The organism is Pseudomonas sp. GW823-FHT02C05 (assembly GCF_058797595.1).
In genome coordinates, this window is record NZ_JBXAJU010000001.1 from 2,247,953 (window position 1) to 2,261,070 (window position 13,118).

Here is a 13,118-nt window from a genome sequence, read left to right on the forward strand (position 1 = left end):
CTCGCGGCGGGCGCTGCTGGTCAGATGAGTCCTGTTGCCGGCCCGTTTCGGGGACCGAAGCTGCACGCACAGGCCTCAGGGCCCGGTGCCGGTCGACCGAACGGTCACTGGGCTTGCAGGGATGGAAGCAATTACTGACTAATAAATGAAATCGATTTATCGTATTTCAAATATAAGCTCAGCTTGTAAGAGGATTGGCCCATGTCGGTTTCCCACGCCCAATTGAAAGCCTTCCACGCCGTGGCGGTGCACGGCAGCTTCACCCGGGCGGCCGAACGCCTGTACCTGACGCAGCCGGCGATTTCCGACCAGGTGCGCAAGCTCGAAGAGCGCTTCGGGGTGCTGTTGTTTCATCGCAACAAGCGCTCGGTGCGCCTGACCGACCTGGGCGAGCGCCTGCTGGCCATCACCCAGCGCCTGTTCGTGGTGGAAGCCGAAGCCAAGGAGCTGCTGCAGGAGTCCCGGGCCTTGCAGACCGGCAGCCTGGTACTGGCGGTGGATGCCCCGGTGCATGTGCTGCCGCAGATCGCTCGATTCTGCGAGCTGTACCCCGGGATCAATGTGAAGATCGAAACCGGCAACACCGATGAATCGCTGCTGCGCCTGTTCAATTACCAGGCCGACCTGGCTCTGCTGGGGCGGGCCGTGGACGACGAGCGTCTGCTGTCTCTGACCCTGCGCAACGACCCGATGGTGGCGTTCGTCTCCCGTCACCACCCCTGGGCCGGCCGCCAGTCCATCTGCCTCGCCGACCTGGACGACACGCCCCTGGTGCTGCGGGAGGTCGGCTCGGTAACCCGCCAGACCCTGGAAGAGGAAATGAACCGCGCCGGCCTGCGCATCCGCCCGACCATCCAGGTGGAAGGTCGCGAAGCCGCGCGCGAAGCGGTGGTGGTGGGCATTGGCGTGGGGGTGGTCTCGGCGGCGGAGTTCGGCGCCGACGCCCGGGTCTGCGCCCTGCCGATCGTCGACTGCCAGAGGCGCCTGACCGAAACCCTGGTGTGCCTGCGCGAACAGAGTTCACGACGGATCGTCGCCACCTTCCTCGACCTGGTACGCGAAAGCCTGGCCTCCCCCACCGCCCTGTAGGAGCCGGCTTGCCGGCGAAGGCAATCTCCCAGGCACCACTACCGTAGGAGCCGGCTTGCCGGCGAAGGCGATCTTTCGGGCCTCTTCGCTGGCAAGCCAGCTCCTTCAAGAGTGGAGGTGGGCTCAGGCTGGAGCCAGGGCGAAAAACGCCTGGATCAAGCGCAGGTCACGACGCCGCTCCACGCAGCCGATCATGTGCCGGTTGACCAGCCCCGCACCGCGGATCGGCACCGTGCGCACCCGCGGGTCGTGGCCAACCTCCACCGAACTGACAATGCCCACCCCCAGGTGCGCCGCCACCGCCTCGGTCACCGCTTCGCGGCTGTCCAGCTCCAGCAGCACCCGGGGCTGGACCTGGGCCAGCCCACAGGCCTCATCGAACGTCCGGCGGGTGATCGAACCCGGTTCGCGCAGCACCATGATCACCTGGTCCAACTGCTCGATGGCGACGCCCTCGGCCAGTTCCAGCCAAGGGTGCCCATCGGGCACCAAGGCACAGATCCGCGACTCGCCCAGGCTTTGCAGGTGCAGGCCCTTGCGCGGCTCGACTTCGGTCAGCACCGCCACGTCGGCATGCTCGGACAACAGCGCCGCCAGGGTTTCCTGGGCATTGCCCAGGCGCAGGTTGACCGTCACCCCCGGGTAGCGCGCCCGCAAGCTGGCCAGCATCGGCATGACCAGATGGGGGCCGTCCGCTGCCACTTCCAGGCGCCCGGTGAGCAATTGCCGGTTGGCCTCGAGCATGGCCTGGGCCTCTTCCGCCAGGCCGAACATGGCCCGGGTAATGGCCGCCAGCTTGATGCCCTCTTCGGTCAGTTCCACCCGGCGCGCAGTGCGCCGCAGCAAGGTGATCTGGTAATGCTCTTCCAGGGCCTTGATATGCCCGGTGACCGCCGGCTGGCTGATGAACAGCCGCCCGGCGGCCCGGGTAAAGCTGCCTTCCCGGGCCACGGCGTCGAATGCGCGGAGTTGAAACAGGTTCATAGCTATCGGCCTCACTGATGGCTGGCATAACAACAAACAATTTGATTGATGACAAGGAAAACTGCAATTTAGTCCCCGTAGCGTCATCCCCACCTTTTCGAGGACACAGCATGAGCATCGCCGAGCCAATCCTGCTTACCCCCGGCCCCCTGACCACCTCCGCCCGCACCCGCCAGGCAATGCTGGTGGACTGGGGTTCGTGGGATGACCGCTTCAACCAGCTGACCGCCAGCCTGTGCCAACAGCTGCTGGCCATCATCCAGGGCGCCGACAGCCATCACTGCGTGCCCCTGCAAGGCAGTGGCACCTTCGCCGTGGAAGCGGCCATCGGCACCCTGGTGCCCCGCGACGGCAAGGTCCTGGTGCTGATCAACGGTGCCTACGGCAAGCGCCTGGCGAAGATCTGCGAAGTGCTCGGCCGGGATTTCAGCACCTTCGAAACCGCCGAGGACCAACCCACCACGGCCGCGGATGTCGAGCGCCTGCTCCAGGCCGACAGCAGCATCAGCCACGTGGCGCTGATCCACTGCGAAACCAGCACCGGCATCCTCAACCCGCTGCCGGAAATCGCCCAGGTGGTGGCCAGCCATGGCAAGCGCCTGATCATCGACGCCATGAGTTCCTTCGGCGCCCTGCCCATCGATGCCCGGGAGATCCCCTTCGATGCGCTGATCGCCGCCTCCGGCAAATGCCTGGAAGGCGTGCCCGGCATGGGCTTTGTCTTCGCTGCCAAGGCCTCCCTGGCCCAGGCCGGCGGCAATGCCCATTCCCTGGCCATGGACCTGCACGACCAGCACAGCTACATGGCCAAGACCGGCCAGTGGCGCTTCACCCCGCCGACCCACGTGGTCGCCGCGCTGCACGAAGCCCTGCTGCAATACGCCGAGGAAGGTGGCCTGCCGGCGCGCCACGCCCGCTACGCCGACAACTGCCAGACACTGCTCGATGGCATGGGCGAGCTGGGCCTGCGCAGTTTTCTGCCGGAAGCGATCCAGGCACCGATCATCGTCACCTTCCACGCCCCGAAAGATCCCCGCTACCAGTTCAAGGATTTCTACGAGCGGGTCAAGGCCAAGGGTTTCATCCTCTACCCGGGCAAGCTGACCCAGGTCGAAACCTTCCGCGTGGGCTGCATCGGCCATGTCGACCGCCGCGGCATGCAGGCTGCCGTCGCCGCCATCGCCGAAGTGCTGCAAGAGATGGAAGTCCTCGATATCTGACTCCCCACCGAGCCTGTAGGAGCGAGCTTGCTCGCGAATCAGGCGACGCGATACCGAACCTTTTTTCGCGAGCAAGCTCGCTCCTACACAGGCATCGAAACCATGAACTACAGCAACCCTTCTCAGCTGCAAGCGGCGATCCTCGACTGGGCCGGCACCGTGGTCGACTTCGGCTCCTTTGCCCCGACCCAGATCTTTGTCGAAGCCTTCGCCGAGTTCGATGTGCAGGTGTCCATCGAAGAGGCCCGCGGTCCCATGGGCATGGGCAAGTGGGATCACATCCGCACCTTGTGCGACCTGCCGGAGGTGGCCGAGCGCTATCGCAAGGTCTTCGGCCGCACCCCGACTGACGCCGATGTGACCGCCATCTACGAACGCTTCATGCCGTTGCAGATCGAGAAGATCGCCGAGCACTCGGCGCTGATCCCCGGCGCCCTGGAGGTGATCGCCAAGCTGCGTGGACAGGGGATCAAGATCGGCTCCTGCTCCGGCTACCCCAAACAGGTGATGGACAAGGTGGTAACCCTGGCCGCCACCAACGGCTACACCGCCGACCACGTGGTGGCCACCGACGAAGTGCCCAACGGCCGCCCATGGCCAGCCCAGGCCCTGGCCAACGTGATCGCCCTGGGCATCGACGACGTGGCCGCCTGCGTGAAGATCGACGACACCGTACCGGGCATTCTCGAAGGCCGCCGCGCCGGCATGTGGACCGTGGCGCTGACCTGCTCGGGCAATGCCCTGGGCCTGACCTACGAAGGCTACCGGGCCCTGGCCAGCGACACCCTGGCCAGCGAGCGCAAGCGCATCCACAAGCTGTTCGAGGCTTCGCGCCCGCACTACCTGATCGACACCATCGCCGACCTGCCCCAGGTGATCGCGGACATCAACCAGCGCCTGGCCCGGGGGGAAATGCCCCAGGGCAACTGATTCAGGCACGGGGCAATATTAAAAAACGGCGGTGCCTTCGGGGCCGCCGTTTTTTTATACCCGCCCACCGCCCCGACGCTGCACAGGGGGGCGATAAAAGCCGCTACAGCTCCAGGCAGACCGGCATAAAGCGGATTACAGTTAAAGCACTCCGTCGCTCAAGAACGGAGGCTTCAGACCTGATGACCGAGGATGTCCCGTATGCCCTGGAAAAACACTGAGTCTCGCTACAGCACCATGACGATCGCCCTGCACTGGTTGATGCTGGTGCTACTGGCCGTGGTTTACGCCTGTATCGAATTTCGCGGCATCTTCCCCAAAGGCAGCGGTGGTCGCACGCTGATTGTCGAAGCCCACTTCATGCTCGGCCTGACAGTGTTTGCGCTGGTCTGGCTGCGCCTGTTCGCTCGCGCCCAGGGCGTAGCGCCGAAGATCCTGCCCACCCCGCCCCACTGGCAACGGCTGCTGTCGACCCTGATGCACTGGGCGCTGTACCTGTTCATGATCGCCATGCCGATCCTCGGCTGGCTGACCACCAGCGCCAAGGGCCATCAGGTGATGTTCTACGGCCTCGACCTGCCGCTGCTGCTGGCCGAGAACAAGCCACTGGCCAAGCAGCTCCAGGGCTGGCACGAACTGCTGGGTACGGTCGGCTACTGGCTGATCGGGCTGCACGCCCTGGCCGGGCTCTACCACCACTACGTGATGCGCGACAACACTCTGCAACGCATGTGGCGCAAGCGCGGTCAGGCCTGAGCCAACAGCACGCGGCGGCCCTGCAGGCCGCCGGTATGCACAAAGATCAACCGGCAACCCGGGGCGAAACGCCCGGCCTGGACCTGTTCCTGCAACGCCAGCAGGGCCTTGCCGGTGTACAAGGGTTCAAGCGGTAGAGCGCATTGTTGTTCAGTGAGCCGGATAAAACCGCTTAACACTTCATCGACCTTGGCAAAACCGCCGCGGCTGCTGTCCAGCAGTTGATAACCGCCGCAGCCCTGCCCGGCCTCTTGCAAGATCCCCTCGACCTGCTGCGCCACCCCGTGATCCTCGGGAACCGCCAGGGCGCCGTAGACCGGATGCGCTCCGGCCTCCGCCAGCACCAGCCCGGCCAGGGTAGTGCCCGTGCCGGCGGCCAGCCACCAGCCGTGGTAGTCGCTCCAGCCCAGGCTCGGCAACTGCCGCCGCACCTGATCGCGCAGGGTCATGCAGCCCGCTGCGCCGGCCAGGCCACCGCCACCTTCGGGCACCGGGTACAACTCTGGGTACCGGGCCTGCCAGGGCGTCCAGAAACCCGCCTCGTGGCGCGCGCGATAACCGCCATAGCCCAGCCAGTGCAGGCGCATGCCGAAGGCTTGCAGGTCGAGCACCGTCGGTGTGTCCTGTGGATGGCCACGCAACAGACCCACGGTGGGAAAGGCAAAACGCCGGCCAGCAGCGGCCAGCGCATGCAGATGATTGGAATGGGCGCCCCCCAGGCTGATGATGCCGTGGGCACCAGCGGTACGTGCCGCCGCCAGGTGTTCGGTCAGCTTGAACCACTTGTTGCCGCTGATCAGCGGGTCGATCAGGTCCAGGCGCAGCACCGCCACCTCGACCCCGGCCCGCGACAGCCAGTCCAGCTCCAGCCGTTGCAGCGGGGCGTGGGGTAACCAGTCGAAGGATTCGGGGAAGGACATCGGCAGCGGGGGTTCGGGGAAGAAGCTGCGCAGTCTATCAGCTCCAGGCCCAGGCTCATCCTTGTAGCCGCTGCCGTAGGCTGCGAACGGGTTCGCAGAACCCGCAAGACAGGCAACCGCGCTCGCTGGTTGCAGCGCGATTGCCCGCTGGGCGAGTCCTGCGGCCTCGTGCCCAGCCTACGGCAGCGGCTACAGGACGGCAGGCCGTTACAGCTCGGCCGCCAGACGCGAACCCTGGTTGATGGCGCGCTTGGCGTCCAGTTCGGCGGCCACATCGGCACCACCGATCAGGTGCACGTTCTGCCCTGCCGCCACCAGGCCGTCCTGCAGTTCACGCAGCGGATCCTGGCCGGCACAGATGACGATGTTGTCCACCGGCAGCACCTGGGGTTCGCCGGCCTCACCGATACGGATATGCAAGCCGGCATCGTCGATCTTCAGGTACTCGACGCTGTTGAGCATCTGCACCTGCTTGTTCTTCAGACCGGTGCGATGGATCCAGCCGGTGGTCTTGCCCAGGCCGTCGCCGACCTTGGTCTTCTTGCGCTGCAAGAGGAACACCTGCCGCGCTGGTGCATGGGGCTCGGGCTTGATCCCGGCCACGCCGCCACGGGCCTGGAGCTGGGTGTCGATGCCCCATTCCTTCCAGAACGCCTGGCGATCCTGGCTGGTGGCCACACCCTGGTGCACGAGGAATTCGGAAACATCGAAGCCGATGCCGCCGGCACCGATCACCGCCACGCTCTTGCCCACCGGCTTGCGCTCGAGCAGCACGTCCAGGTAACTGAGGACCTTGGCGTGCTCCACCCCGGGAATCGCCGGCACGCGAGGGGCAATGCCGGTGGCCAGGATGATTTCGTCAAAGCCGCCGGCCACCAGTTGCTGTACATCGACGCGGGTGTTGAGGCACAGCTCGACATGGCTGGTCTGCAACTTGCGCTTGAAGTAGCGCAGGGTCTCGAAGAACTCTTCCTTGCCCGGCACTCGCTTGGCGATGTTGAACTGGCCGCCGATCTCGCTGGCGGAATCGAACAGGGTCACCTGATGCCCACGCTCGGCGGCCACGGTAGCGGCGGACAGGCCCGCCGGGCCGGCACCGACCACGGCGATCTTCTTGATCTGCTTGACCGGCAGGTAGTTCAGCTCGGTCTCGTGGCAGGCGCGCGGGTTGACCAGGCAACTGGTGAGCTTGCCGCCGAACGTGTGGTCCAGGCACGCCTGGTTGCAGCCGATGCAGGTATTGATTTCGTCGGCGCGGCCTTCGGCGGCCTTGTTGACGAAGTCCGGGTCGGCCAGGAATGGCCGCGCCATGGAGACCATGTCGGCATCGCCCTCGGCGAGGATCTGCTCGGCGACTTCCGGGGTGTTGATGCGGTTGGTGGTGATCAGGGGAATGCTCACCGAACCCCGCAGCTTGGCCGTCACCTTGCTGAATGCGGCACGCGGCACCTTGGTGGCGATGGTGGGGATCCGCGCTTCATGCCAGCCGATCCCGGTGTTGATCAGGGTGGCGCCGGCCTGCTCGATGGCCTGGGCCAGTTGCACGATCTCTTCCCAGGTGCTGCCGCCTTCCACCAGGTCGAGCATCGACAGGCGGAAGATGATGATGAAGTTCGGGCCCACCGCCTCACGTACCCGACGGACGATTTCCACCGGCAGGCGCATGCGGTTTTCATAGCTGCCGCCCCAACGATCGGTGCGGTGGTTGGTGTGGGCGGCCAGGAACTGGTTAATGAAATAACCTTCCGAGCCCATGATCTCGACACCGTCGTACTCGGCCTTCTGGGCCAGGGTCGAGCAGGTGACGAAATCGCGGACCTGCTTCTCGATGCCTTCCTCGTCCAGCTCCTTTGGCTTGAACGGGTTGATCGGTGCCTGGATGGCGCTGGGAGCCACCTGCTTGGGGCTGTAGGCATAACGCCCGGCATGAAGGATCTGCATGCAGATCTTGCCGCCGGCCTCGTGCACCGCCCGGGTCACGATCTGGTGCTTGAGTGCCTCTTCTTCGGTGGTCAGCTTGGCGGCGCCGGAATACACCCCGCCCTCATCGTTGGGGCCGATGCCGCCGGTGACCATCAGGCCCACGCCGCCCCGGGCACGCTCGGCAAAGTACGCCGCCATGCGCTCGAAGCCGCCGGGCTTTTCTTCCAGACCGGTGTGCATCGACCCCATCAGGGTACGGTTGCGCAGGGTGGTGAAACCCAGGTCGAGGGGGGCCAGCAAATGCGGGTAAGGTGCTCCAGCCATGGTGTCACTCCAGATCGGGCAATCACGGAAAAATGCGGAAGCTCTGCGGCTTCCATCAGTAGTGCTGCACAGACTAAGAGCAGAACATCGGGCACTCAATGACCGTAACTGACAACTTAATGATCAGAACGCACACCCTTTTGCCAGCCCTCAGCAATGCGCTGTAGAAGCCGGCCAAGCCATGACGTCATGGAGATAGGGCACCGTCATCTGTCGAAGATAGAAAGGATCTTTCACGAAAAAATGCTGAATACGATGGTGAGTGCTGCCAACGTTGAAACAGAATAACTGGAACCGCCACCGCATCATGAAGTCATGGGCCAGGGGCTGCTTCCGGAAATACGGACGGGGAAACAGGTCATGTGCAAGTTCATGAATGACCCAGCGGCCCACTTTGGAACTATTAGCTCACCCCGACTGCGCCTCCGCGGATGAGCCCCGAAGAACTTTGAAGAGTGTTTTTTGCCGAACACCCCATCAACTTGCAAACCTGGAACTTCAACGAAAGTAGGGGCAACTGCACAAAGCCTGATCCGCTCGACGCGGGACCGCAACAGCCTGCCAGCCCTCTCCCCCCAGAGGCGACAGCGTAGGCGCGGCTCAGGGAAAAGCCCGGGACGCCACGGAAATGACCCATTTCATGCAAAAAACCGCTCTAACACGCTGTTTTCCTGTACCTTTGGTTCAAATATCCGAGATATGTCACGATCCAGCACACGGCCGCTGACTGTTTTCCCATGCGCAAACTTCTCTACATCACCCTCAGCCTGGCGCTGCTTGGCGCCCTCACCAGCTACGCCATCTGGACCCGTGATCGTCCAGGGGCGCACTACCTGTCGGACCTGCGTATCCAGCTCGCGGTGGACCAGGGTGTGCCTGCCGACCACGGCAACCTGCTGGCAATCCAGCCCGAGCTGTTCCCCACCGACTACCAGAGCATCGAGCGCCTGCATCGCAAGCTTGCGGCCTACATGCAGCAAGCCCGTGACAAGGGCCTGGTCAATGACAAGACCATCGTCGTGCTGCCCGAGCATGTCGGCACCTGGCTGATGGTCAGCGGTGAAAAGAATGAGCTGTATCAGGCCACCTCTCTGAAAGAGGCAATGAACTGGCTGGCGGTGAGCAACCCGCTGCCGTTTCTCAAGGCGCTGATCAGCGCCAGGGGTGACAGCCGCCTGGACGATGCGTACCTGCGCATGAAGGCCAAGAGGATGGCTCGGGACTATCAGTCGTTGTTCGGCGGCCTGGCCAAGGAGTTTCATGTGACCCTGGTGGCCGGCAGCATCATTCTTCCAGAACCCAGTGTCAGCCAGGGCAACCTGCAGATCGGCAGCGGCGCCCTGTACAACAGCAGCCTGGTGTTTGGCAGCGATGGCCTGCCCATGGGCCAGCCCCAGCGGCAGATCTACCCGACCTACGCCGAAAGCGGCTACGTGAAGGGCGATGCCGACAAAGCGCTGGAGGTTATCGACACCCCGGCCGGGCGCCTCGGTGTGCTGATCGGCAGCGACAGCTGGTACCCCGACAACTACCGCAAGCTCAATGACCAGCACGCCCAACTGGTGGCGGTCCCGGCCTTTGTCATGGGCCGTGATGGCTGGGACAAACCCTGGCGCGGATACAAGAGCATCGCCACCCCCAGCGAAGTCAGCCTCAAGCCCGAGGAAGTCAGCGAGGGGGAGGCCTGGCATCGCCTGACACTGACTGCGCGCGCACCCAGCAGCCTGGCCAGCGCCGGGGTCAGCGTGTTCCTGCGCGGCCAATTCTGGGACCAACGCAGCAGTGGCCAGAGTTTCATCAACAGCAACGGCCAGACCTTTGCCGACGACGGCAACCGCGGCGCCCGCCTGCTGAACATCTGGTTGTAGGCCAATGAAAACCCCACCGATGCGCCTGGGCGACTTGTCGGTGGGCTTCGTCCATAGCCTGGTGGACGCGGTCCTCAGCTACGGGCAGGACCCCACCCCCCTGCTGGAACAGTACGCCCTGGACGCCGCGCGCCTGGGCGAAGCCGGAGCGCGGCTGTCAATCCCGCGCTACATGCGCCTGGGCCACGGGGCGATCCAGCTGACCGGTGACCCGGCCCTGGGCTTGCGCATGGGCCGCCTGAGCCGGCTGAGCCAGGCCGGCCTGGCCGGAGTGACCGCAGCCCAGGCCCCCACCGTGCGCGAAGCTGCCCGCTGCCTGACCCGCTTCGAAGCTCTGTATGGCTCCAACTATCGCGGCCAGTCGAGCTTTCACGAGGATGCCAGCGGCGCCTGGCTGTGCTTCTACTCCATCAGCCCGTACAACGCCTACAACCGCTTCGTGGTGGACTCGATCATCTCCGGCTGGCTGCAGCAGTTGTCCAGCGTCGCCGACCAGGCGATCCACGCCGAACAGATCGATATCGAATTCCAGCGCCCGGACTACCACGAGGCCTATGCGGTGCTCGGCCCCACGCCTATCCAGTTCGGCGCCGAACAGAACCAGCTGCGCCTGAGGCAGGCCAGCCTGGGCCTGCGCAACCCGCAGCATTGCCCAAGCACCTGGCGGCATCTGGTGCAGTTGTGCGAGAGAGAACTGGAACAACTGACCCGCACCCGCAGCCTGCGCGAACGCATCATTCAGATGCTGGGGCCGTTGCTCAATGGCGGCCGCGAGCCGGACCTGGAAGAAGTGGCGATGCGCCTGAAGCTGCCGACCTGGACCCTGCGGCGCAAGCTGGCGGAAGAAGGGACGCAGTTCCGGGCGATTCTCAATGACACCCGCCGCGACCTGGCCATGACCTACATTCGCGATACTGAACTGGCGTTCGGGGAGATTGCCTATCTGCTGGGCTTTGCCTCAGCCGAGGCGTTTCAACGGGCCTTCAAGCGCTGGAATGGCCAGACCCCCGGGGATTTTCGCCGCAGCCACCGACAATTCGGCTAGAGAAACGGTAAAAAAAAACGCCACCGGCGTTACAGCTCGGTGGCGTCTTCTGCAGGTTCCAGAGGATCCAGCTCGAAAGCCTGATACTCCAGCAGTTCCTCTTGGTATTCGTCCATGGCGGACTCCTTTTTCCGTTGTTGAAAGACCTTGTTCAATAGCCCTGTGCCTAAGGACCATCGGGATCAGCATAAAGTGCCGGGATGACAGAAAAAATACTACCCCCCAGGTCAGGATTTCTATCATTAAAACGTAACAGCCCGTGAGGAATTTAATCCTCGAACACAGATGCAACTGCAACGATTGCAATTGCAATCATATTTGCCGATCCGTTAGGGTAGCCGCTCTCCCCCCTTGCGGACGGCGCCGAGCATGAACCCATCCTCACTTTTCCCCACTCGCCACAAGGCCCTCGCGCAACAGGCGGCCCAGGCCTGCCTGGACCTGCTCAGGAGCGCCCGCCCCCCTGGCGGTTCGCCACTCAACACCGTGCTGGAGATGGCCAATACCCTGGAGCTGGACCGGCGCACCGCACGCCAGTCCTTTGTGGTGCGCAGCCACAGCGCACCACAAAGGAGTACCCGGATCAGCGCCTGGCCATTGTGGTTCTCCACCGACAGCGCGGAAAAACCCCTGCTCTATCTGCACCGCTGCAGTTCTTCGGCGCAGTTGTGCGCGGTCAGCGCCGAGACCGCGGCGCGGGGCATCCTGTGCAACGACAGTGAGACCCAAACCTCCCCATGGCCCAAGGGTGCCGACCCGTCACTGGCGTTGTGGCTGGCCCACAACCCGCACTGCCTGCCATTCGACCCGGCCACTGGCGCAGAGGCCGAGGCGATTGTCCTGGAGGCCCTGCAACGCCTGTATATCGAGGGCCAGCCAGGCTTCTACTACCTGGCCCTGCATGACCATGAGCTGCAACTGGAACTGACGCCCGAGCAACGGCAAGCCGCATTGCAGGGCATGTACAAGGTGACGGACACCACTGCCCACCCAGCGGCGGGGCGCGTGCGACTGCTGGGCGCCGGCCGGGCGTTTGCCCAGGTCAGGGCCGCGGCGGATCTGCTGCAGCGTGATTGGAAGGTGGCCAGCCAGCTCTGGAGTTGCCCCAGCTACACCCGCCTGGCGCGGGAAGCGGCTGCGGCGCAGCATTGGAATCGCCTGCATCCTGGGCAAGAGAAGCGCGGCTCACACCTGCAGCGCTGCCTGGCGGATGACTCGGCGCCCGTGATTGCAGTGACTGGCTACGGCCAGGCGGTGGCCGAACAGCTACGCCCTCACCTCAAGGCCGAGCTGGTGGCCCTGGGCACCGACTCCTTCGATGCCGCCCGCGACCCGCGACGCGGCCGCTGCCCCGAGGCACGCTGGATCGCCGTGCTGGCACTCAAGAGCCTGGCAGACGCTGGGCAATTGCCCATGCAATGTGTGGAACAGGCCATGGCGACCTATGGCCTGCCCTGACGGTACCGGGCTCAGCTTTTGGAGCCTGTGTCGCCACCATTGGCCGCCGCCCGGGCCAGGGTCGCGGTGCGTTCCAGGGCATCGGCAAAGGCGTGTTTCTGCTCGCTGTCCAGTTGCGAGAGAAACAGCTCGGCCACTGTCGCCTCGTAGATTTTCCACATCTTCTTGCGCAGCTTTCGGCCTTCGTCGGTGATGCTGACAAAGGCCGCGCGACCATCGCCCTCGCAGCGCGAGCGCTGCACCAGGCCGTCTTTTTCCAGGCGGTCCACCAGGCGCGTGAGGTTGTAGCGCTCGATGGCCAGCACATCGGCCAGTTCGTGCATGCGCCGGGTACCTTCGGCGCCGCTTTCCAGGCCCCAGAGGGCGTCGTACCAGGCATACGCCGGCAAGCCGGCCTGGGCCAGGCGGCGCTCGATTTCGCGAATCACCGTCCGGTGAGCCCTGACAAAACGGAACCAGACATCGGGCTCTTTTGAAGACATGCCACACCATCCGAAGGTTTGAAGAAGGGTTGCAATAGTAGCGCATGCCGGGATAGATTCGGCCATGTAGTTGCAATTGCAATTACTTTTTCCGGCGCCGAATACCCTCCGATTCCACA

At 64.3% G+C, this 13,118-nt stretch carries 12 protein-coding genes; 7 read left to right on the forward strand and 5 right to left on the reverse strand.

Annotated elements, in window-relative coordinates; all coding sequences use genetic code 11:
• The first annotated feature begins 201 nt into the window (after positions 1-201).
• On the forward strand, positions 202-1,089 hold the full coding sequence (locus AC1RGE_RS10060) for a LysR substrate-binding domain-containing protein (protein WP_011062250.1): 888 nt from the start codon (positions 202-204) through the stop codon (positions 1,087-1,089).
• A gap of 123 nt (positions 1,090-1,212) precedes the next feature.
• Here the strand turns inward: AC1RGE_RS10060 and AC1RGE_RS10065 are convergent, their stop codons facing one another.
• On the reverse strand, positions 1,213-2,073 hold the full coding sequence (locus tag AC1RGE_RS10065) for a LysR substrate-binding domain-containing protein (RefSeq protein ID WP_011062251.1): 861 nt from the start codon (positions 2,071-2,073) through the stop codon (positions 1,213-1,215).
• 110 nt (positions 2,074-2,183) lie between these two features.
• Between AC1RGE_RS10065 and AC1RGE_RS10070 the strand changes: the two genes are divergently transcribed.
• From AC1RGE_RS10070 to AC1RGE_RS10080, 3 genes are all read left to right on the forward strand, one after another.
• The gene (locus tag AC1RGE_RS10070) at positions 2,184-3,293 is read left to right on the forward strand and encodes a 2-aminoethylphosphonate--pyruvate transaminase (protein WP_011062252.1); all 1,110 of its coding nucleotides are present in this window, start codon (positions 2,184-2,186) and stop codon (positions 3,291-3,293) included.
• A 102-nt stretch (positions 3,294-3,395) separates the two neighbouring features.
• Entirely contained in the window at positions 3,396-4,223 is an 828-nt protein-coding gene (gene phnX / locus AC1RGE_RS10075) for a phosphonoacetaldehyde hydrolase (protein WP_011062253.1), read from the forward strand.
• Positions 4,224-4,424: 201 nt separating this feature from the next.
• Complete coding sequence (locus tag AC1RGE_RS10080; protein ID WP_011062254.1) at positions 4,425-4,979, forward strand: cytochrome b; 555 nt, start codon at positions 4,425-4,427, stop codon at positions 4,977-4,979.
• Here AC1RGE_RS10080 and AC1RGE_RS10085 read toward each other — a convergent pair.
• Together AC1RGE_RS10085 and AC1RGE_RS10090 are read right to left on the reverse strand one after the other, a co-directional pair.
• Positions 4,970-5,899: a 1-aminocyclopropane-1-carboxylate deaminase/D-cysteine desulfhydrase gene (locus AC1RGE_RS10085; protein ID WP_258610991.1), complete on the reverse strand. Its 930-nt coding sequence runs from the start codon at positions 5,897-5,899 to the stop codon at positions 4,970-4,972. The genes AC1RGE_RS10080 and AC1RGE_RS10085 overlap by 10 nt on opposite strands.
• A gap of 207 nt (positions 5,900-6,106) precedes the next feature.
• Entirely contained in the window at positions 6,107-8,146 is a 2,040-nt protein-coding gene (locus AC1RGE_RS10090) for a 2,4-dienoyl-CoA reductase FMN-binding domain-containing protein (RefSeq protein ID WP_492584135.1), read from the reverse strand.
• 737 nt (positions 8,147-8,883) lie between these two features.
• On the opposite strand from AC1RGE_RS10090, the gene AC1RGE_RS10095 reads away from it, so the two are divergent.
• Positions 8,884-10,014: a carbon-nitrogen hydrolase family protein gene (locus tag AC1RGE_RS10095; RefSeq protein WP_492584137.1), complete on the forward strand. Its 1,131-nt coding sequence runs from the start codon at positions 8,884-8,886 to the stop codon at positions 10,012-10,014.
• Positions 10,015-10,018: 4 nt separating this feature from the next.
• Complete coding sequence (locus AC1RGE_RS10100) at positions 10,019-11,059, forward strand: AraC family transcriptional regulator (protein WP_492584139.1); 1,041 nt, start codon at positions 10,019-10,021, stop codon at positions 11,057-11,059.
• Positions 11,060-11,088: 29 nt separating this feature from the next.
• Here the strand turns inward: AC1RGE_RS10100 and AC1RGE_RS10105 are convergent, their stop codons facing one another.
• A complete protein-coding gene (locus AC1RGE_RS10105) occupies positions 11,089-11,214 on the reverse strand; it encodes a hypothetical protein (RefSeq protein WP_011062261.1) in 126 nt (41 codons plus the stop codon).
• Positions 11,215-11,428: 214 nt separating this feature from the next.
• On the opposite strand from AC1RGE_RS10105, the gene AC1RGE_RS10110 reads away from it, so the two are divergent.
• On the forward strand, positions 11,429-12,517 hold the full coding sequence (locus AC1RGE_RS10110) for a transketolase-like TK C-terminal-containing protein (RefSeq protein WP_072452671.1): 1,089 nt from the start codon (positions 11,429-11,431) through the stop codon (positions 12,515-12,517).
• An 11-nt stretch (positions 12,518-12,528) separates the two neighbouring features.
• Here AC1RGE_RS10110 and AC1RGE_RS10115 read toward each other — a convergent pair whose 3' ends face one another.
• Complete coding sequence (locus AC1RGE_RS10115; RefSeq protein ID WP_011062263.1) at positions 12,529-12,999, reverse strand: MarR family winged helix-turn-helix transcriptional regulator; 471 nt, start codon at positions 12,997-12,999, stop codon at positions 12,529-12,531.
• Positions 13,000-13,118: the final 119 nt, after the last annotated feature.